This is a genomic window from Microbacterium oleivorans (assembly GCF_001691565.1).
Taxonomy (GTDB): domain Bacteria; phylum Actinomycetota; class Actinomycetes; order Actinomycetales; family Microbacteriaceae; genus Microbacterium; species Microbacterium oleivorans_B.
Genome location: NZ_MAYO01000001.1, coordinates 1 through 18,330, shown reverse-complemented (window position 1 = coordinate 18,330; position 18,330 = coordinate 1). Strand labels below are relative to the sequence as shown.

The 18,330-nt window shown below is 66.5% G+C and carries 23 protein-coding genes; 8 read left to right on the top strand and 15 right to left on the bottom strand.

The window, feature by feature from the left end; genetic code table 11:
• Positions 1-8 precede the first annotated feature (8 nt).
• The 6 genes from BBA86_RS00100 to nrdH all read left to right on the top strand — a co-directional run bounded on the left by BBA86_RS00100 (position 9) and on the right by nrdH (position 5,810).
• Positions 9-1,262 (top strand): M23 family metallopeptidase, encoded by a 1,254-nt coding sequence (locus BBA86_RS00100; RefSeq protein ID WP_065569674.1) that lies wholly within the window; start codon positions 9-11, stop codon positions 1,260-1,262.
• 123 nt (positions 1,263-1,385) lie between these two features.
• Positions 1,386-1,991, top strand: coding sequence for a hypothetical protein (locus BBA86_RS14355; RefSeq protein ID WP_141677804.1), 606 nt, complete (start codon positions 1,386-1,388; stop codon positions 1,989-1,991).
• Between the two features lie 580 nt (positions 1,992-2,571).
• Positions 2,572-4,554 carry an FtsK/SpoIIIE domain-containing protein gene (locus BBA86_RS00095; RefSeq protein ID WP_065569673.1) on the top strand — a complete coding sequence of 661 codons (1,983 nt, stop codon included), beginning with the start codon at positions 2,572-2,574 and terminating at the stop codon, positions 4,552-4,554.
• A gap of 20 nt (positions 4,555-4,574) precedes the next feature.
• Positions 4,575-5,225: a hypothetical protein gene (locus tag BBA86_RS00090; RefSeq protein WP_065569672.1), complete on the top strand. Its 651-nt coding sequence runs from the start codon at positions 4,575-4,577 to the stop codon at positions 5,223-5,225.
• Positions 5,218-5,499 carry a hypothetical protein gene (locus tag BBA86_RS00085; RefSeq protein ID WP_065569671.1) on the top strand — a complete coding sequence of 94 codons (282 nt, stop codon included), beginning with the start codon at positions 5,218-5,220 and terminating at the stop codon, positions 5,497-5,499. Before BBA86_RS00090 ends, BBA86_RS00085 begins: the two co-directional genes overlap by 8 nt.
• Before the next feature lie 50 nt (positions 5,500-5,549).
• Complete coding sequence (nrdH, locus tag BBA86_RS00080) at positions 5,550-5,810, top strand: glutaredoxin-like protein NrdH (protein WP_065569670.1); 261 nt, start codon at positions 5,550-5,552, stop codon at positions 5,808-5,810.
• A gap of 64 nt (positions 5,811-5,874) precedes the next feature.
• Here the strand turns inward: nrdH and BBA86_RS00075 are convergent, their stop codons facing one another.
• From BBA86_RS00075 to BBA86_RS00045, 9 genes are all read right to left on the bottom strand, one after another.
• Positions 5,875-6,057, bottom strand: coding sequence for a hypothetical protein (locus tag BBA86_RS00075; RefSeq protein WP_223246981.1), 183 nt, complete (start codon positions 6,055-6,057; stop codon positions 5,875-5,877).
• Between the two features lie 54 nt (positions 6,058-6,111).
• Positions 6,112-6,345: a hypothetical protein gene (locus BBA86_RS00070; protein WP_065569668.1), complete on the bottom strand. Its 234-nt coding sequence runs from the start codon at positions 6,343-6,345 to the stop codon at positions 6,112-6,114.
• On the bottom strand, positions 6,342-7,298 hold the full coding sequence (locus BBA86_RS00065; protein ID WP_065569667.1) for a DUF3560 domain-containing protein: 957 nt from the start codon (positions 7,296-7,298) through the stop codon (positions 6,342-6,344). Before BBA86_RS00065 ends, BBA86_RS00070 begins: the two co-directional genes overlap by 4 nt.
• Positions 7,299-7,309: 11 nt before the next feature.
• The gene (locus tag BBA86_RS00060; RefSeq protein ID WP_065569666.1) at positions 7,310-7,807 is read right to left on the bottom strand and encodes a hypothetical protein; all 498 of its coding nucleotides are present in this window, start codon (positions 7,805-7,807) and stop codon (positions 7,310-7,312) included.
• Positions 7,808-7,931: 124 nt separating this feature from the next.
• On the bottom strand, positions 7,932-8,201 hold the full coding sequence (locus BBA86_RS00055) for a hypothetical protein (protein WP_141677803.1): 270 nt from the start codon (positions 8,199-8,201) through the stop codon (positions 7,932-7,934).
• A gap of 216 nt (positions 8,202-8,417) precedes the next feature.
• The gene (locus BBA86_RS14485; protein ID WP_189318392.1) at positions 8,418-8,579 is read right to left on the bottom strand and encodes a hypothetical protein; all 162 of its coding nucleotides are present in this window, start codon (positions 8,577-8,579) and stop codon (positions 8,418-8,420) included.
• Positions 8,576-9,157, bottom strand: coding sequence for a hypothetical protein (locus BBA86_RS14350; RefSeq protein WP_141677802.1), 582 nt, complete (start codon positions 9,155-9,157; stop codon positions 8,576-8,578). Before BBA86_RS14350 ends, BBA86_RS14485 begins: the two co-directional genes overlap by 4 nt.
• 6 nt (positions 9,158-9,163) lie before the next feature.
• Positions 9,164-9,574, bottom strand: a complete 411-nt coding sequence (locus BBA86_RS00050) for a hypothetical protein (RefSeq protein ID WP_065569664.1) — start codon at positions 9,572-9,574, stop codon at positions 9,164-9,166.
• A gap of 15 nt (positions 9,575-9,589) precedes the next feature.
• On the bottom strand, positions 9,590-10,318 hold the full coding sequence (locus BBA86_RS00045) for an HNH endonuclease family protein (RefSeq protein ID WP_065569663.1): 729 nt from the start codon (positions 10,316-10,318) through the stop codon (positions 9,590-9,592).
• Between the two features lie 207 nt (positions 10,319-10,525).
• Here BBA86_RS00045 and BBA86_RS00040 point away from each other — a divergent pair, with 207 nt between their 5' ends.
• Complete coding sequence (locus BBA86_RS00040) at positions 10,526-11,263, top strand: hypothetical protein (protein WP_065569662.1); 738 nt, start codon at positions 10,526-10,528, stop codon at positions 11,261-11,263.
• A 20-nt stretch (positions 11,264-11,283) separates the two neighbouring features.
• Here BBA86_RS00040 and BBA86_RS00035 read toward each other — a convergent pair whose 3' ends face one another.
• From BBA86_RS00035 to BBA86_RS00010, 6 genes are all read right to left on the bottom strand, one after another.
• A complete protein-coding gene (locus BBA86_RS00035) occupies positions 11,284-12,687 on the bottom strand; it encodes a hypothetical protein (protein WP_065569661.1) in 1,404 nt (467 codons plus the stop codon).
• A 386-nt stretch (positions 12,688-13,073) separates the two neighbouring features.
• On the bottom strand, positions 13,074-13,295 hold the full coding sequence (locus BBA86_RS00030; RefSeq protein WP_065569660.1) for a hypothetical protein: 222 nt from the start codon (positions 13,293-13,295) through the stop codon (positions 13,074-13,076).
• Between the two features lie 67 nt (positions 13,296-13,362).
• Entirely contained in the window at positions 13,363-13,665 is a 303-nt protein-coding gene (locus tag BBA86_RS00025; RefSeq protein ID WP_141677801.1) for a hypothetical protein, read from the bottom strand.
• 134 nt (positions 13,666-13,799) lie between these two features.
• Positions 13,800-15,659 carry a DNA cytosine methyltransferase gene (locus BBA86_RS00020; protein WP_065569658.1) on the bottom strand — a complete coding sequence of 620 codons (1,860 nt, stop codon included), beginning with the start codon at positions 15,657-15,659 and terminating at the stop codon, positions 13,800-13,802.
• 207 nt (positions 15,660-15,866) lie between these two features.
• Positions 15,867-16,307 (bottom strand): hypothetical protein, encoded by a 441-nt coding sequence (locus BBA86_RS00015; RefSeq protein WP_141677800.1) that lies wholly within the window; start codon positions 16,305-16,307, stop codon positions 15,867-15,869.
• Between the two features lie 11 nt (positions 16,308-16,318).
• On the bottom strand, positions 16,319-17,089 hold the full coding sequence (locus BBA86_RS00010; protein WP_065569656.1) for a hypothetical protein: 771 nt from the start codon (positions 17,087-17,089) through the stop codon (positions 16,319-16,321).
• A gap of 430 nt (positions 17,090-17,519) precedes the next feature.
• On the opposite strand from BBA86_RS00010, the gene BBA86_RS00005 reads away from it, so the two are divergent.
• Positions 17,520-18,026: a hypothetical protein gene (locus tag BBA86_RS00005; protein ID WP_065569655.1), complete on the top strand. Its 507-nt coding sequence runs from the start codon at positions 17,520-17,522 to the stop codon at positions 18,024-18,026.
• Positions 18,027-18,330: the final 304 nt, after the last annotated feature.

Here is an 18,330-nt window from a genome sequence, read left to right as displayed (position 1 = left end):
GCTGACAGATGTCCACCACCTTCGATCGTCCCGTCGACGCAGGCCCTGCCGGCGTCGACGGGGTCGGCGAGACTCCGGCCTCGCGCAAGGTGATCCTCTGGGTCGTCGCGATCGTGCTGGTCCCCGTGGCGATCTTCGCCGGATACACGATGTTCGTCGTCATGTTGCTCGGCAGCAGCATGGGGGCAGGGTCGGGGTCCGGATCCCAGTGCACGACCACAGGCTCGGCGTCGACGAGCTCCCTCGCGGTGCAGACCACGGGTGGCTCCAAGCGAACTCTCGGGACCACCGAACTGAACCACGCGGCGACGATCCTCGCGGTCGCTCAGTCACTGGGCGTATCGGTCAAGGGACAGCAGATCGCGATCATGACGGCCCTGCAGGAGTCGGGGCTGAAGATGTACGCCAACTCCACCGTCCCGGCTTCCCTGAACTACCCCCATGACGCGGTCGGAAGTGACCACGACTCGGTCAACTTCTTCCAGCAGCGGGTTTCCGGGTGGGGGACGCTCGAAGACCTGATGGACCCGACGTACGCGGCCAAGGCGTTCTTCGGAGGGCCCGAGGGCCCGAACCAGGGAACCCCGCGGGGACTGCTGGACATCCCCGGGTGGGAGAGCATGCCCCTGGGCGAAGCTGCACAGAAGGTGCAGGTCTCCGCGTTCCCCGACGCATACGACAAATGGGAGACCGCCGCGCAGCAGGTCATCGGCGCCGTGAGCGGGTCGATCAGCTGCGGAGGCAGCGGCACCGTCATCGGAAAAGCCGCCTACCCGCTCGCGCCCGGCTATCAGATGACATCCGGCTACGGGCCCCGCAACATCAACATCCCCGGCACGTCGACGTGGCACCCCGCCCTGGACTTCCAACGGTGGCCCAACCCGTGCGGGGATCCCGTCTACGCGACGCTTCCCGGAACAGTCACCCTCAGCAGTGCGCTCTTCCTCACCATCCGGCACCCGGACGGCTTCCTGGTCGAGTACCTCCACATGTACAAGAGCCAGCGCCTCGTCGACGTCGGCGACACCGTCCAAGCCGGACAGCAGATCGGGGTCGTGGGCAACGTCCCCCCGAGCAGCGGCTGCCACCTCGACATCCGCATCAACAAGAACGGCACCACCAACCAGGCCGTCGCGCAGCTACGCGACGCCACCGCCCTCGGAGCCCCAGCCCAGTACGCCGGCTACGTGGAGCCCGAAGAGTTCTTCCGTCTCTACGGCCTGGAACTCTGCCCCGCTGACGGCTCGTGCCGGCGACTCTGACCCCTGGAAACACCGGAATCACGGGCGCTTACCCTTATCGTCCGACGGCCGTCGAGGTTAGGGTGGGGGAACCCGCCGCCCCCTGAAAAAGGGGCAACATCCTCCATCTCCAGTCTGCGATTCGTGCCAACAAGAGACGTCAACGCCGCCGAGGAGACTCCCCGCCCACCGGGCAGGGCCTCCGCCACCGGATATCGGTCGTTCTCCTACTTCATCCCCACAGCCCTGCACATCCGGCTCAAAGCCGCGTGGTGGGCAACCCGGGATGAAGTCGACGGCGCGCCCTCTCTTGCAGGGCTCGTAGAGGTCGCGTTCGCCCGTGAAGCGTGCCACCTCGAGAAGACGTACAACGAGGGAAACCCGTTCCCTGCGCCGCCACCTCGCGCTCGAGGAGCGAACCCACGCGGTGCATCCGGACTCGGCCATCAGGCCTACTACCTCCCCGTCGACCTGCATTCACGCCTCAAGGCAGCGTGGTGGGCGACGCGGGATGAGAACGACGGCGCTCCGTCTCTGGCCGGTCTCGTCGCGGCTGCCTTCGAGCTCGAAGCCGATCGGCTCGAGAAGACATACAACGCGGGCGAACCCTTCCCACCGGCGCCAGCTCGAGCGCGGGGGAGCAGCCGGGCTGCAGCTCAGCGGCAAGGGGAATGGCTACGGGGTGAGTGGGAGCGGCGCCGCGAGATCCAGGCGCAGCAATCGAGCACCCCTCTCGACGTCGACCAATAAGCGTCTCCGCTTCGCGACCTGGAGGCAGCCGGTCCCGAGGATGTGCGGCGCGATATTCCGCTGTTATGCGCCGCGGTATTGCGCAATAACTGCGCCGGGTCGACGTCTGGAAATAGCTACATGGGGGAGGGGTTCAGCCCGTCCGACAACCGTGCCTGCGGCAGAACGCCGTTCGGGCTGATCCTATCACCCGTGTCAAGCGGGGGCATGCGCGATAGTGGCGGGGTTATTGCGCCATTGCGTCCGAGGATCTAGCGCAACACTCGATCTCGCCACGTAGATTGTCAGCGCCGTCACCGGCTCGGTCGCTCTCTCTCCGCTATCGCTGAGCGCCGTCGGGTGTGGGGGACATCACGAGTGCGGCGCGCGGGGGGATCTCGCGATGTCCGCGAAGGGAGAGAACGCAGGCCTATACCTCGCAGAGGGTTGCGACCGTCGCTGCCCCTCGAGGAGGTAACCGATGGCAACTCGTGTGGCGAACCGACCGCCGGCGCGACCGACTCCGCCGGCGGGGGTCGCCCTGGGCGTTCTTCCGCGCCGGCAACTGACCGGGGTCATCCCCGCGCTTCTTGCTTTGGCGGTGGCCACTGCAATCACTGGGCTCAACACGGTCCGCCCGTTCACCACCCTCATCCCTCTGGTCTGGGTCGGTGCCGGTTTGCTGGCCGCGGCGTCGCTCGCCGCAGGGGTCCGGGCATTCCAGCGGGCCGGTCGGATGGACCCGGCCATCGAAGCGCTGCTCCCCTTGCTGGGTGCCTCGCAGCCGTCTCGTTCTCTCGTCGAACCCGTGAAGTGGACGCGGGGGTGGGTGGGGTCTCCCGAGCGGATCAAGATCCGGTGGGCATCTCACGTCGACGACACCGATCCGCGTTTCGTTGAGCAGATCCTCGCCGGTCTGGGACGACGGCTCGGTGAGGAGTATCGGATCCGCAAGCACAACTCGCGACGCTGCTGGCTGGTCGCGGAGATCGCGCCTTCCGCGGATGCGGTCTCCCGGGAACACCAGCGCGCCGTCGAGGTCGTCAAGAAGGTCGTCGATCCGGGGGCGAACGTTTCGGTGACCAGCGCCGAGGACGGATCGGTGTCCAAGATCGAGGTCAAGCACGACGTCGGCCCAAAGCTTGCTCACGCGGCACGGCGGTCCTCGATCGAGAAGGTCATCTCCTCGATGCTCGCCGGCCGTTGGCGGGCTCGATGGGATCTCGAAGGTGACAAGGTCGTATTCGAGGTCCGCCCCGACATGCCCGATCTCGTGCTCCACGAGGTGAAGCCGGCCGCGCCACTGACCCATGCCGCTTACAAGGGCTTCAAGATCCCGATCGGCGTCGACGAGGACGGCGGGATCCAGCACTGGCACCCCGCCGTCTCGCCGCACTGCCTCGTCATCGGTGGCACCGGTTCCGGTAAGACCAGCTTCCAGCACACCGTGTTGACGCACCTGGCTCACGCGCATTGGCGGGTGTGGGTGCTCGATGGGAAGCGGATCGAGTTCGCGGGGTTCCGCGACTGGCACAACGTCGAGCTCGTCGGGGCTCGGGTCGAACACCAGGTGCGGATGCTGCACGCGGCCCACGAGCTGATGGAGCAGCGGTACTCCCAGCTCGAAAACGGGACGGCAAGACTCGAGGACTTCGACCCCCTCGCGTTGATCATCGACGAGTACGCCACGTTCAAAGCTCGAGTGCAGCGTTGGTACAAGACCGTCAAGCCCAAGGGTGCCCCCGCTCAGGCTCCAGTCCTGGATCTTCTCTCCGACCTCGCCCGCCTCGCTCGTAGCGCGAAGATCCACATGCTCTTGGGGCTCCAGCGCCCCGATGTCGAGTTCCTTGGCGGTGAGATGCGCGACAACTTCGGTGCCCGCGTCAGCTTCGGCCGGCTCTCCCCGCAGGGCGCCAACATGATGTGGGACTCGTTCGTCGTCGGAGTTGCGATCCCTCGCAACAAGCGCGGCCGCGGCGTCACCCTCAACAACGAGTCGACGCCTGTGGAGATCCAAGCGTTCTACACTCCCGACCCCGCCAAGCTCGACTCCACCGACACCGCTGACTGGCAGCACCTCGACACCCTCCGCCCCGCGGAACCCGACTACAGCCGGATGATGGTGAAGGATCCCGACCCGATCATCAGCGATGACGGCGAGGGGGAAGATCTCGAGCCGGACTACTACCAGTGGGCCACCGCCGAGATCGTCCCGTGGGATCCGGCCGCTGCCGCGGCTCGTCTCGATGCTCCCCGCCCGTCCACCGTCACCCCCCTCGCTCGTGCCGCGGTCAGGTTCGTCCCCGATCCCGTCGACGAGGACAGCGACGACGATGCAGTCGGCGATCAGGGCGACGGATACGGCTCGGCCATCGATGGTCCCGCTGCCGAGCTCGAGGTCGGAGATCTCCTGCAAACCGACGAAACCCTCGGCTTGTGGGGCGTCATTGAAGGCGTCGAAAACGACGTCGTCGACGACGAGCAGCTCGCGATCGAGTACCGAGATCTCGAAACCGGCGAAGAAGGGCTCCTGACGATGTCCGACACCCAGGTCATCACCTATCGCCGCCCCGACGCCGAATGACGCAACCAGGAAGGACCATCATGAACTCCGCCCAGCTGAGCCCACTGCGAGACGGCCGTCGTGGCGACCCCATCCCCGTCGCGCGCCATCAGACCCTCATCAACCCTGAACGTCGCGATGAGGCAGAAGCGATCCTCGCCAGCTACGACCAGAAGTACCGCATCGTCGACCGGGCCGCCGTGGCACTGCCTCTGTTGTTCATCGTCGAAGTGCTGGGGGCGGTGTGGTCCGCCGCCAACGGACTTCCCCCCTGGGTGGGCTACATTTTCGCAATCGTGGGAGTCCTGGCACTGACTCAGCTGTTCCCTGATGTCAGTGTTCTGCGACGCTGGGAAAGGAGGCTGCGCGATGACCTGTCCCGCAGCCTCGCTGATCACTCCCTTTTTCGGCCCGTGGATCTCCTCGAAGGCTTCTACGTCAGCTGGCACTCAAGTGACGAAGCTCGGTGGGAAGCGGCTGGCCTCGCGTTGGAGTTGAAGTCGCTGCAGCAGCAGCTCCAGGACATCGCGCCCTATGACGTGGTCGCACCGCGGCGGGGGAAGGAGAAGCGCGCCGCGACGCGCCGCGGAGCTGAACTGCGTTCCGCGATCGCGGCGCTCCTGGACCCACCTGGCTCGCCGGAGCGAACCCAATCTGGAGCCCTCCCGGCGGAGGGTCGGATCGATGCCTAACTCGCCGTCGACGACCGAAGATGACTGGATCGCGATCCTGGTGGTCGTTGTCATGGCCTTCGCCAGTGGGATCGTGTCGGTCGGGATGTTCCTGGACCCGATGCGGGTCTGGATGCTGCAGCACCACCTGCTCGAGCAGGGTGAGTCAACCGTGATCCCGCTCGTCGACGGCATCGGGTTCGGTTGGGGCCAGATCCTCGTCATCGCGGCGATCATCCTGTCGGTGATCGCGCTTCTGGTCTGGCTTCAACGTCGTGCCGCTGCGCGTGTCTGAACCGCCCGCCATGCTCAGCACCGAGACCCAGGAAGGAGGAGAGAACAACCATGACCACCACACTGACCAACGGTGAAAAGACGATCACCCTGTTCACCAAGCCGTCGTGCGTGCAGTGCAATGCGACGTACCGTGCGTTGGATGCGAAGGGCATCGACTACGACGTCGTCGACCTCAGCGAAGATCCCGTCGCGCTCGAGCACGTCAAATCGCTCGGCTACTTGCAGGCACCGGTCGTCGTCACCGACGAAGACCATTGGTCCGGGTTCCGTCCGGACAAGATCGACGAGCTCGCGCAGCGTCTCGTCTGACACCACAAGTGCCCCGCCGGGATGATGCCGGCGGGGCACTTCTCTGCGCGCACTGCGAGGGACATCAGGAGTGCGGCAGGTGGTCGATCGCCCACCTTCGCAGCAGCTCCTCACGGAAGTGCTGGTTCCGCTCGAGCAGACGTCGAAGCCCCGGCAGGTCAGCGGCGACGGGATCTCCAGAGGCCAGGGCACGCACCCCACCTGAGTCCACAGCCCACTGCGCGAGCTCGTCGAGGTCGACGGTCACGGTGGCAATGACCTGAGCTGGCTGCTGCCATGCCACCCGGTAGGCGGGCATGACTCAGTCCGGGCTGCGGAAGAAGTCGACGACGACCACCACGACCATCGGTAGCAGGATCACCGCCAGGGCGCTGATGATGACCCGGTCGAGGATGGGGGCGATGAGCAGGCCAAGGAAGCCCGCCCCTGCTGCGGCGGCCGCGAACGTCACGAGAGTCATGATTCGGCGCAGCCTGCTGATCATCTCGACGGAGATCTCGCGGGACACGGCGTGAGGGCGGGTGGTGATGCTCACGATGAGGCCCCGTTCCCTGTCGGCCGGTGGTGATCGCGGATATGGGTGTACGGGACGGTGCCGCGGTGTCCGTAGGCGTCGATGATGCTGACGCTCTTCGCGTTCGCACGAGTGACTGTGCACCAGGTGCCGACGTAGCGGATCCGATCACCGGGCTGGATGGTGTCTCGAGAGTGGTTGATGACGAGGCCCGCCGCGATCTGCTCATCGCGGACGGCCTGCCAGTAGGACCGCTGCTCCTCGACATGGGTGAGCTCGCCGCGAAGCCGCTCGGCGTAGGCGCCGGTCGCCGGCTGCGTGATGTCGAGGTATCCGCCGGGAAGCGTCCGGCTATATCCCTCGAGGCGCCGGCTGATCCTGGCGTGCTCGGCGCGGAGCTTCTCGATGCGGTTGGCGACCGTGACGGGCGCATAGCGTGCGTCGTTCGCGCCGGCGGCGATGTCCGCCCGTGCGCGAGCGCGCCGAGCGCTGTCGTCCGCGTCGATCGAGCGTCGGATCGCCGCGTCGGCCTTCGCGATCGCGTTGCGGTGGGCGCCTTCGGAGTAGTGGCCGACGTGAATAGGCTCGCCGCCCTCGGGCAAGTGTCGGAGGGCTCGCGCGGCTCGGTCGGCCTCCGCGGCCGCCAGATCTGCCCGCCTGTTCGCTTTCGCGTCCAACGCCTCAGCTCGACCTTCCCGCCGGGCCATGAGGTCTGCTTCAACGGTCGCGGTGCTCCTCTGCGCGGAGTCGATCGACACCGCCACAGTGAAGCCGGCTGCCTGCAACTGGGCGACAGTCCGCTCGATGACGTGATGCTTCGCTTCCCGGTCGCGGGAGTGGGGCACATACCAGGAGCCCAGGGCGCGGCTCCACCGCCACCCATTGCTGCGCAGAGCGTCGGCGGTGCCGTCTCCCTTCGCTGTGCCGTCGATGAGGGTGCCTTCGGCTGCAGTGTGCGTGATGGTGAGTGTCATGGCGATGCCCCTCACGCGGCCGCGTCGTTGGTGAGCGGGTGACGGAAACCGATCTGTCGCTCCCAGAGCTCCGAGACGCGGTGGAGGCCGGCGTACTCCATGACACCTCGATGTTCAGGGGACGGGACGAGTGTCCAGTGCGCGAACCGCCGAGCGATCGCTGCGCCCAGCTGCTCGAGCAGCTCGCGGGCGGGGGAGTCATCCCATCCGTCGTGATGGCACGAGACCTCGGCGAGGAGGAGCCTGCTCCGTTCGATCTGCAGGACTTGCTCATCGTCGGCGCACGGAACGATCTCGGCGACTGGCTGCCACTCGTATCGGGGAGCGGTGATGTGCTCACCGATAGCGAAGCCGACGCTGGTGTGGTTCTCGTCCCAGAGCAGCTGCCCCATGCGGTCGGCCTGCTCGACGAGCTCCCGGGGGTGGGTGATGCGGTGGACAGGGGTGCTGACGTAAGCGGCGGTGACCAGTAGGTCGATGGTGTCGCGGTTCACGGGGAACGCACGCATAGCGGGACCTCCTCAACGGTAGGTGAATGTGACATTCATAACGCTAAGCCCGCGCAGTGCCTGTGTCAATCCCTGCGTGCATGCACAAGACGATGCTCCGCACCTTCCACGGCGTGCATGGTCGCTAGCGGCGATTACTCGTCGACGGCCCGGTGTGCTTGATGTACTCAGCCCAGGTGCACTCGACGGCGAGGCGCATCCCGTCTTCGGGGAAGTAGCCGATGAGTTCTCGCTGGTCTGGGTCGGTGTGGAACGTGACCGAGCGCAGCAAGCGCCGGCCGCGGATCTCGACGTATCTCACGATCGCGATCCGGCGGCTCTTGTCGTAGACGTACCAGACCCCCCGCTCGGGCGAAGCCTGCAGCTGCGACATCGGAGACCAGTGCTGCACCACGTCAGCGACATTACAAGCAGTCGAATATTTGTTCTATTCGCTGGCGGTCGCTCGGAGAACGAAACGGCACCCGGCCGGAGCGGAGGAAATTGTCACATTCACCATCACGCAACCGAGGGAGGATCATCGCCCCAAAGGGGCGGAATGAACTCCTGCTCGAACGGCCGGGTGCCGCGGCTCAGTGTACCGCGGGAGGGCGGCGCCCCCGCGGGAGCTCTATGTGGGGAGGGTCTTTGCTCGGCGGATCTTGGAGCTGAGCTCGAAGATCGCGTGCTGGTCTCGTTCTGAGTCTGCGTAGCCAGCAGCCAGCTCGAGCGAACGCTGCAGAAGTCTCACCTCGTCGGCCGACAGGCTCATCGTCGTGCTGGATTCGGTCATGCGGCGATGCTCCCGGGGGATTGGCGCCGGCGCCGCTCGGCGGCGCGGGCTGCGTCGGGGCATGTTGTCCCGTCGTCGTTTCCGGGGCAGCTGCCGCGATCATGGCATCCGTACGAATAGCCGGTGGGTGTGCCGTGGGTGATCTGCTCCTCGCTGCGGACCCGTCGCCGATAGTCGCGGTAGTAGCTGCGGTGAGCGTCCGCGCAGGTCTTCTGCTCGGTGCCGTGGTTGGGGCATCCGTCGACGGTCTTGCACCCTCGGTTGAAGCCGTGGGGTGTGCCGTGCTTGATGGGGGTGTTGGGCCTGGGGCGCTTTCTGGGTGAGGCTGTAGGTGGCTGTTCGGCGGCGGGGGATGAGGCCTGCGAGGGGCGGGTGAGGCGGCGGGCTCGCTTCGGGATCGCCTCGTCTCGGGGGAGCTTGGACAGGGACCAGTCGGACCCGGCTGCCGCGTGCGCTGCGGCACAGGTCATGAGGTTCGGGTGCCCGTGGTTGGCGCATCCGCCGTTGCTGCGGCATCCCAAGTCGTATCCCTGGGGGCTGCCGTGGATGATCGTGCGGGCGATGTCGTCGGGGATCATGGTGTGTCACTCGAAGGAGGGCTCGATCAGCAGGTCCAGCGCGTCGGCGAGCTCGCGGAGACGGTAGGCGCGACGTCCTGCGATGACGTGGCCGAACAGGTTCACGAAGTGCAGCTCGCGGGTGGTCGTGTTGGCGATCGCGACGGTGTGGATGTCGTGAGCGTCGATGTACTGCCAGCTGATGATGTCGCTGGGGCCGTCGATGTGCGCCTGCGCCCAGCGAAGGATCAGGGCGCCGAGCGGTCCGTCGGAGGAGGCGCGTGGTGCGAAGGGGTCGGCCGGCACGATCGCGTCGACGCCGAGGATCCCGGTGGAGGTGCGGAGGATCTCGTAGTCGTGGAGCGAGATGTCGTTGAACAGGTCGGTGTAGCGGGTGCCGGTGTCGTCGGTGATGGTGACGCTGCGGAGAATGTTCATGAGGGCTCCTGGGCCTCAGCTGCTGCAGCTGGTCAGCTTCGTGGTCAGCGCTGACTGGTCGGGGGTGTTGATGGTGAGGTCGTAGGCCGCGAGGATCTCGACGAACCGTGCGGAGTACTCGCAGTCGTAGGAGTTGTCCGGCGGCATCCATTCGCTGGGGCCGCGATCGCTCTTGGAGGCGTTGGTGCTGCCATCGGTGGCCTGCAGGTTCAGAGGGTCGTTGGCGAAGCGTTCCCGCTCGTCCGCGGTCCACTCGTCTGCCCCCTGGCGCCACGCCCAGGCGAGGGGCACGATGTGGTCGATCTGGACGAGCTCGCTGGTTCCCTGCCCGCGCTCGAAGGGGATGATCATCCCGGTGTAGGGGTCGTCGAGAGTGCCGGTGAGGACGACGCAGTCCCGCGTCCCCGGCTTCGTGGTGACCTCGGTGAGATCGCGGGCGAGGACGTCGTTGCGTTGGTCGCATCCGTTGCGGTCGATGTCGGCCCATCGTTGCCCGAACTCGTCGCGTTCGTAGGAGTCCTGGTTCTCCGGTTCTGAGAGGTCGAGCTCCTCGAGGAGCTTCACCGCGGCCGCGGCATCCGGGCTGAGCTGCTGTGAGGGGCCTTCGCTGGGGAGGGCGACTTCCGGCGTTGGCGCGACCTCAGTGCGTATCGGCGGCGAAGCCGGAAGGAACATGATCCCCACGATCGTCACGAATCCGGCAATGATCACTGCGACGAGAAGGGTGCGGATCTGAATGCTCATGGGGTGGGTCCTCCGGGGTCGTGTCATGGGTATAGGCCGTGCTCGGCGTGTTTCGCGGACAGAGCTCCCGTCCGCGCCGCCGAGTGGCGACTGCTCGTCGAGGCTCGCTTACGTGAATGTGACATTCACAACCATAGGAGAAGGGATCTCCAGCCGTCAACCTCGCTGCTGCTGTCTGCTGTTGACGCGACTCGGCATGATGGACGGATGAGCGACCTGGTTTCCGCTGTCCCCCCGCACGAGCCTTCCGAAGACGCCCTCGCGTTTGCGGGCAAGGCCGCCCTCGGGGCTATCCCGCTGGTGGGGTCGATCGCCGCGGAAGCTGTCGCTCACGCACTCGATACCCGTCAGGCCGCCCGGCAACACGACTTCAACATGCAGGTCGCGTACGCCCTCACGGAGGCGCTCAGCCGCCTCGATGACAGTCTCACCGTGGAGGACGTTCTGGGCTCCGACGAGTTCCTCGCTGCGATCACGCGCGCGCAGCGGGCAGCTGCCGAGACAGCCAGCCAAACCAAGCGGCGCCGGCTCGCGTCCGCGGCCGTCAACGGCGGCAGTTGGGCACCGTTCTCTGAGAGCGAGCGGGAGCAATTCACCCGCCTCGTCGACGAGTTCAGTGAGCTGCATGTGTTCTTGCTGCAGTACTTCACCGACCCCAAGGGATGGCTGGAAGCGCACGGCCTGTACGAGCAGCACTCCAACATCTACATGGCCGGGGTGAAGACCCCCCTCGCAAGCGCGTTCGGGGCTCCGCAGGCTGAATGGTCCGCACCGGTTGATCAGGCTGCGGCGGATCTGGACCGTGCAGGCCTCGCCTACATCCCTCTCACCACGACGATGTCGGCGGACGGCGTCTTCTCCCCTCGCACGCATCAGAAGGGACGCCGGTTCCTGGACTTCGTGGGGGAGCCTTCGTCCGTCGACGCGGAGCCGCCCGCCTTGTAGGGCTGCCTCGGAGGCGCGGGTCAGGTCAGAGCGCTGGGGACGCGGACGCACTTCTGCTGCGCATAGGGTCTGCGGTTTACGGGTTCCCAGCCGTCCTCACCGCGTCGCTTCAAGCGGAGCTCACCATCGGGGGCGTCGGCCACCATGTGAGGCCCGGCGTTGGTCCAGCAGTTCTGGGCCCGGGTCTCGCACCACAGGGCGAGGCGAGCGTCGCGGGGCAGGCACGAGCGGTGGGTCCACCAGGCTCGTTTCTCGCCGTAGGGCCCGAACTGGTGACCTTCGCTGTGGGCGAGCGCGTCGTGGACTGCGCGGAAGACGTCGTTGGCGACCATCGGTGAACGCTCGCCAGAGGGAAGAGTGACGGTGACCGTTGTGGCCATCGGGTGGTCGGGTGGCAGGGCACCCTCGGTGTGTTGGGAGACGTCGGTGCGGAAGTAGAACAGGTGCTTGTTCTCGCGCAGATCTCGCAGCATCGCCGCGGAGTCGGCATAGGGCTGTTCGCTCTCACCGTGCCAGGGCTCGAACCGGTAGCCAGCGTCGGTGAGCATGTCCCACTGCGCGGCGATGTGCTGCCGGAAGGTGCGGTAGGAGCGCGCCACTCGCGGGTGGTTCGGTTCGTGAGGTGCGGCGTCGTAGGCGCGTGCGGCTGCGATGTCGTCGATCTCGGTCAGGTGGGGGATGCCGCGTCGGCGGGGGAGCCCGTGCGCATCGGCGTACCTCTCGCGGAGGGACTGGATCTCCTTGATGGGGGTGTGCTGCAGGTAGCGCGCGTCTCCTTCGATGAACGCGACGCGCGCTCGAGCGAAGCTGGGCGCAACGCCCAAGCGTGAAGCGATCGCGTTCACTGCGGCGGGTGGCAGCGGGTACTCGCCTGGTTCCGCGATCTCGAGCTTGCCGTCATAGAGTCGCCCGCCGGATACGCCGGCGTCGCGGAGGATCTCGAGGGTGTCTTGGACGCGGCTCTGTTCGTCGCCGCTGGCAGGGAAGGTGTAAACCCGGTCGGGGCCTTCTGGGTCGTAGTAGCCGGCCATGACGCTGTCCTGGTTGTAACGGCCGGCGATCTCGCTGGCCCAGGACGTGATCTGCTCAAAGCTCTCCGCGTGCACGATGTAGGCGCCGGCGGGCTCCGACTCGCCCTCCCAGAGGCCGTCCGCGTGATCAGCTTCGGAGATCTCGATCCCGTGCCGTTCTGCTGACGCGCGCAGTGTCTCGTCGTACTCGATCCACTCGTCGGTGTCGTAGTAGGTGGGCCGTGAGCTCATCCGCATCAGGTCGACCGACTCGGGGCGGAACGGTGTCGCTCCGATGAATGCGCGCACCTGATCGTCGGCAGCTGCGGCACGCTGGTTGGCACGCCGGCGTCGCTGCCCGTCCGCTGTCGACGATGGGCAGCGACGCCCACCGTGGTCGATGTCCTCGCACATGTGCCCTCCCCAGGGATGTCTGCTGGGTATAGGCCGACTCCGCCGGGCTTCGCGGACAACGAGAACGGGCCCCGGCGTGGTCACCGGAGCCCGTTTGGGAGGGGATTCGTTAGATCGGTTGGTTGCTCAGACAGGTGCATCAGGTCCTTGGGCGATTCTCGGTGCGCGGTCCGCCCTCGAGGCGTGCCTCGTAATGGTCGGCGAAGTCTCGGGCGCTCATCGTGGAGAGACCTGCCTGCAGCGCGTGCGAGAACGCCCGATGCCAGACGTCGGATCTCGGACCATCGGAATGTGCGGGTTCCCGCGCGGCAATGCCTCGACGTCGGAGCCGTGCGGTGACCGTGGCGACGATCGTTCGGAAACTGTTTCTCAGGGCGGCGAGTGGATCAGCCATCGCGATCACTGTCTGCAGGCGGGTTGGCGATGATGAACCCGGTGCCGGCGGGTGGCTGCTCCTGGTGCAACCCGACAATCGCGTCGCCGGAGGGTGCCTGGTCCTGCAGGGCCAACTCGAGCAGCTCGCGGTACTCGTCGGGCGTGAGTGCCTGCACTGCGGCGACATCGGTGACATCGACGTCCTTGCCGTTGATGTGGAACGTGTTCGTCATGGCTGGTTCCTCTGTTGCGCTCGGCGGAGTCATCAGATTCCCATCCTGATGCGCCGTGGGTGCCGGCTCACCAGAAGTGGAGTTCAACGCCGTCCGCCTCGAGGTCGGGGATTGTCTGATGGGGGTGGCAGATCGTCGTGCAGGGTGCGTGCACGGTGACCCGGTCACCCTTGTGGAGGGTGAGGCGCAGCAGTTCGGCGCGGGACCCGGTCGTGTGGACGTTGTACGGGCCATCCTCTCCGTCGACGCGGAAGCTGATTCGAGCTTGGCGGTCGGAGATCCGCCGGACGAGCATCAGCGGGCTGCGGACGGTCCCTGTGATGGTGACCTCGGAACCCTGTCGGGTTTCCATGGTCGGCGCGATAGTCATGATGACTCTCCTCTGATAGATGAATGTGACATTTACGGACAATACACCCGGCTGATCAGAGGTGGAACCCCGGATCGGGCCTGTGCAGGTATAGGTCGGCTGCCTCGGTCTTCGCGGACACTTGAGTACTCGTCTCAGGCGGCGAGAGCCCAGCCCATGTCGTATCCCAGCGACTCGACGCAGGCGGCGATGAGGTCACGCGCAGCGTTCGGGGTGACGGCGTTGCCTGCCATGCGGACCTGCTCCCGCTTGTTGCCGAGCAGGACGTAGTCGGTTGAGAAGGCCATTCCTCTCTTGATCTCGTCGGGTTCGAGCATGCGGAACTCGGCGTCATAGACCATCTGCCAGATCTCGTCATCGGTCAGCGTTGCTGTCGGCGCCGGCAACGGAGCGGCCTCAAGGAGGGACTGGTGCCCTGCGGTCGTCAGCGTCGCGAGGGGTTCTTGCACGGGGACGGACTGCCAGCCGCTCTCACCGCCGCCGTTGTTGCGCATGACGAGGGCGTGGTGGTTCCCGGATGCTGCGATCGTGTCGACCGGTGAGGCGGGGGTCTTCGCGGTGCCGTGGTTGCGCAGCGGGACGACAAGTGCCTGAGAGACGGTGCCGGCGACGACCGTCTTCATCGGCTCTGACGTCGGCGCTGCGGTGCCATGGGTGCGCAGGGGCACCAGTAGCCCCGTCTCGTTCCGGGTCGACTGGGTGCGCATTGGCTCGTTCGCGGGGCGGGCTGTCTTCCCGTCGCGTCCTTCCACCGGGACGAGGAGGGAGTGGGTCGAGGAGGCGGTGAGCGCACCGATGGGTTCGCTGACGGGCTTGGACATCTGCCCTTGGTCTCCCCGCGCGGTCATGTTGCGCATCACGAGTGGGGGTGTGGCGAGGAATTGCGATCCGGCTGCGGTGATCGCTCCGATCGGCTGCTCGACTGCGCGTGCCGGTGTGGTGTTGCCCTCGCCGCGCACGATCAGTCCTTTCGACGTGGACGTGTGCAGGGTGCGCAGCGGCTCGTCTGCGGGCCAGGCTCGGTAGTAGGCGTCGGGATCGCCGTGCTGCGGGTGTCGGGGGCTGGTTGCGTCGTAGGTGTTGCCGGCGGCTTCGATGACCAGCGGCGCCCAGTGTCGGCGTACGCCGTGGAAGGTGCGGAGCATCGTCTTGTGCTCGAGCTCGCGCATGCCGAGCGACTTCCGGTCTCCGATGCGGATGCCGCGGCGCGACCAGTCGATGATCGTGTCGGCGCCGGCGACGGCGGGGAACACTTCGGTGTTGCACGAGGTGTGCGGGCAGCGGAGCGTGTACTGCGCGCCGTAGGTCTTCATGGGGGAGCCTTTCGGCTTGAACACCTGGGCGGAGCGGATCAGCCCGTGCTCGGGGCAAGTTGCCTCTGGCCGGAGCCACTTGTCGAAGTCGGGGCGGTGGTTGCCGGTCTTCCAGAACACGATGTAGACGCGGTCGCGGGACTGCGGCGCGGCGGGTCCGGCGGAGCCGGCGTGCATGCTGTTGAGCCAGATCACCTCGTGGAGGTAGCCGAGCTCGTGCATGCTGCGCAGCCACGGCTGCCATTGGACGCCCTTGACGACGCGCGGCACGTTTTCGACGATGACGATCTCGTACTGGTGGTGCGCTGTGAAGCGGGGCACGTCCCACATCCCCATCCGGGACCGGTCGGCGGCTTCGTTGGGGAGGCTGTCGCCGAAGAAGTCCCATGCGAGTTGGCCGTCGGGGAGCTTCTCTCCGCGGGCGGAGGACCAGTATGTGCACTCTGGGGAGAACCACCCGATCGTGGTGCGCGGGTAGCGGGCGGGGTCGGCCTTGTTGATGTCGGCCTTGTCGTGGTCGGTGCGGGGGTGGTTCGTCCAATGGGTCTCGATTGCGAGATCCCAGTGGTTGACGGCCATCTTGACGGTGACGCCAAGTGCGACGGCTCCCGTCGACGAGCCCCCGGCGCCGCAGTAGTAGTCCGACATGGTGACTTCGCTGGTGTGAAGACGCGGAGTCATGCGGCACGTCCTCGAGCGCGGACCTCGCGTCGATGCAGGGGCGTGTGGATTGTTGGGGGGAGCGGCCGGCTGGGGCGCTCGAGAGGGCTTTCGATCTCGAACCCGCATGCACCGCAGCTGTAGAGACCGACGTCGTCGACGTCGTCGGAGGGGACGTACATCATGTCCGGTTCTTCGCACATCAGGCAGCGCATGGGGTAGGTCCTTCTACTGGTCGCGGAGAGGTGTGACGTCGGCGGTGTAGTGGGTGTTGCTGCCCCACGCATCGGCGATTCGTTGGGCGCGATCGCGGTCGTCGCCGACGTAGGGCTGGTACTGCTTCCCGGATCCCGTGTGGGTGATGACGACTCGGACGAGCTCGCTGGTGTCGCGCACGGTGATCGTGTCGACGGTGAGGGGGTGTCGGCGCACGCGGCCGCGGACGATGAAGTGAGGGTAGAGTCCCCGTGCCTTCTCTGGGCTGCTCAGTGCTTCGTGCGCCCACAGAGCGATGGGGATCTGGCCGGGGGCGCTGAACCCCATGAGCCGGCTGGGCTGCTCGAGCCCGGAGTGCACGAGGTAGAGGTTCCCCACGAGGATCGGCTCCGGGGGAAGCGGGTTTCCTTCGCCGGGGGTCAGATAGATGGTCAGTAGCGTGCGTCCGGCCATGACGTTCCCGTTCATGCGCTGCGACGCAGCCCGGCCGCGATGACGTGCGCCTTCGAGGGACGGGAGTAGAAGCCGAAGCTGGGGTCGTCGTCGCTGGCGGAAATGGTGGCGGTGAGCTCGACGACGTCACCACGCCGGGCCGTGGAGATCTCCGAGGGCCGACTTCCCCAGACGCGCCACCCGACGCCCTGGATGAGGATCTTCACCGTCACGCCCCACTTGGTGTCGATCGTCTTCGTCGCGAGGATCTCGCCGCGGATGATCGTTCGTCCCGTGGGAACGGGGCGGCTGGCTGCCGTCTCCTTCCCGAGTTGGTCGAGCAGCTCGAGCGCTTCGGTGACTTCTTCCTCCTCGAGGGTGCCGGCGTACTCCTCGAGGCGGTCCAGCAGCTGGCCGATCCGTACCCGAAGAGGATTCCCGTCCCGCACAGACAGGTGCGCCTCGGTGAGCTGGTCGCGCAGCCCGGGGTGGGCGAGCTCGAAGGTGGCGCGCCGTGCGGCGAGAGCGCGCATCGTGTTGGCATGCTCGGCGCGGGCCTTTGCGTGGGCACGAGCGGTTGCGCGGGCGCTGCTGACGAGCCGGCTGTGGACGCCGGTTCCCTTGCAGGCGAAGCAGAACGGTCGACCGAGACCGTCGGTGATGTGAGTGGGTGCGGTGTAGATGCCGGTGCCGGAGCACGCTCCGCAGGTCTCCTGGATCCGCTCGGTGCTCTTGAGGCCCGGGTGGGGGTCGACGTAGTACTCGCGCCAGTCCGCGGTCGGCTGCGTGGGAATGGTGTCCATGGGTTTCCTCCAGAGGTCTGTGCTGGGTATAGGCCGCAGCTGGCGTGATTCGCGGACAGAGAGGGGCGGAGGCGGCGATGTCACGGCGCCGCCTCCGCCGACGTCGGCCGAGGGGGAGGAGGGCGGTCGACGTCATGGGTGCGGGCGGTTGCATGTCGCAGCCCGTCAGGCCGCGGACATGGGCCTGTCCCGCGAGGGGGAACGGCAGCGAGCGGTTCCCCTGTCGGTGAAATCTGGGTGGTGGTCTCCTCGGTCTCGCCTAATGAGTGAATGTGACATTCATGACTATAACGACAGTCGCCCCCGCGGTCAAGCTGCCTCGAAGGTCGAGGGCTCGGGATTGGTTTCACTATTCCCGCATCATCAGTCGAAGATGCGGTATCTTCGTATCAGTGAAGATGCCACATCAAGCATCGAAGAAGGAGCAATCATGATCGTCGTCAATCTGCGGAAGTCATACCGCGACGTGCTGTCGGGTGATCGCGACATGGACGATGCGACGCTGGGCTGGTGGGCTGACGTCAACGACGAGGCGATCGCTCGCTACGGCGACGTCGTCGTGGGCGTCTATAAGGACCAGGTCGTCTCGGTCTACGACGTCACCGGCCATGAGCGCCGCGACGACGGACGGGTGTACTTCGATGCGGAGCCGTCCGTCGAGTTCGCGGCCCTGCTGAACAGGAGAAGCCCGGTGAAGCCCTGGGTGAGGGGGCAGGCGCGTCCGATCCAGTACATCGACACCGACCAAGTCCGTCACGGGGATGCCCCCGAGGAGGTCCTCGACAATGGCTACCGCCGCGCCGTGGTCGCTGGCTACGTCCTCACCGTGGACGCCGATGGGATCGCGACAGTGGAGCCGCCGGAGGGCGGTGTGGTGACCGTCATGGCTGCGGGACGCACCGGCGCTCTGCCCACGGTCCTCCCTCGGCAGCCATGAGCCGCGTGCCGGCGCCGCAGCACGCAGGGGCAGGCAGGGAGACGTTCGTGCGGTACCAACTGGGAAAGCTCGATCGAGACGTCGCTGATCTGGTCAAGGTTCCGCCTGCAAAGGATGCCCAGTGACAATCCTCGAACCGCCGGCGCCGGCGTCGTGGGATCGCCGCGGACTCGAGGCGGCCGGGTTCGAGGGGTTTGTGACCTTCGGCGAACTCGCCGCGGCGAAAGTTCCTTCCGAGGCGGGAATCTACGTTGTCATGCGGACGTCAACAGCGGCTCCGGAGCTTCTCGATTCCACGCATGCC

What these genes read in the sequence shown, in the direction of transcription:
- BBA86_RS00100 (WP_065569674.1), top strand. Translation starts at nt 9, where the DNA reads ATGTCCACCACCTTCGATCGTCCCGTCGACGCAGGCCCTGCCGGCGTC.
- BBA86_RS00090 (WP_065569672.1), top strand. Translation starts at nt 4,575, where the DNA reads ATGAACTCCGCCCAGCTGAGCCCACTGCGAGACGGCCGTCGTGGCGAC.
- BBA86_RS00085 (WP_065569671.1), top strand. Translation starts at nt 5,218, where the DNA reads ATGCCTAACTCGCCGTCGACGACCGAAGATGACTGGATCGCGATCCTG.
- nrdH (WP_065569670.1), top strand. Translation starts at nt 5,550, where the DNA reads ATGACCACCACACTGACCAACGGTGAAAAGACGATCACCCTGTTCACC.
- BBA86_RS00065 (WP_065569667.1), bottom strand. Translation starts at nt 7,298, where the DNA reads ATGACACTCACCATCACGCACACTGCAGCCGAAGGCACCCTCATCGAC.
- BBA86_RS00060 (WP_065569666.1), bottom strand. Translation starts at nt 7,807, where the DNA reads ATGCGTGCGTTCCCCGTGAACCGCGACACCATCGACCTACTGGTCACC.
- BBA86_RS14485 (WP_189318392.1), bottom strand. Translation starts at nt 8,579, where the DNA reads ATGACCGAATCCAGCACGACGATGAGCCTGTCGGCCGACGAGGTGAGA.
- BBA86_RS14350 (WP_141677802.1), bottom strand. Translation starts at nt 9,157, where the DNA reads ATGATCCCCGACGACATCGCCCGCACGATCATCCACGGCAGCCCCCAG.
- BBA86_RS00050 (WP_065569664.1), bottom strand. Translation starts at nt 9,574, where the DNA reads ATGAACATTCTCCGCAGCGTCACCATCACCGACGACACCGGCACCCGC.
- BBA86_RS00045 (WP_065569663.1), bottom strand. Translation starts at nt 10,318, where the DNA reads ATGAGCATTCAGATCCGCACCCTTCTCGTCGCAGTGATCATTGCCGGA.
- BBA86_RS00040 (WP_065569662.1), top strand. Translation starts at nt 10,526, where the DNA reads ATGAGCGACCTGGTTTCCGCTGTCCCCCCGCACGAGCCTTCCGAAGAC.
- BBA86_RS00035 (WP_065569661.1), bottom strand. Translation starts at nt 12,687, where the DNA reads ATGTGCGAGGACATCGACCACGGTGGGCGTCGCTGCCCATCGTCGACA.
- BBA86_RS00030 (WP_065569660.1), bottom strand. Translation starts at nt 13,295, where the DNA reads ATGACGAACACGTTCCACATCAACGGCAAGGACGTCGATGTCACCGAT.
- BBA86_RS00025 (WP_141677801.1), bottom strand. Translation starts at nt 13,665, where the DNA reads ATGACTATCGCGCCGACCATGGAAACCCGACAGGGTTCCGAGGTCACC.
- BBA86_RS00020 (WP_065569658.1), bottom strand. Translation starts at nt 15,659, where the DNA reads ATGACTCCGCGTCTTCACACCAGCGAAGTCACCATGTCGGACTACTAC.
- BBA86_RS00015 (WP_141677800.1), bottom strand. Translation starts at nt 16,307, where the DNA reads ATGGCCGGACGCACGCTACTGACCATCTATCTGACCCCCGGCGAAGGA.
- BBA86_RS00010 (WP_065569656.1), bottom strand. Translation starts at nt 17,089, where the DNA reads ATGGACACCATTCCCACGCAGCCGACCGCGGACTGGCGCGAGTACTAC.
- BBA86_RS00005 (WP_065569655.1), top strand. Translation starts at nt 17,520, where the DNA reads ATGATCGTCGTCAATCTGCGGAAGTCATACCGCGACGTGCTGTCGGGT.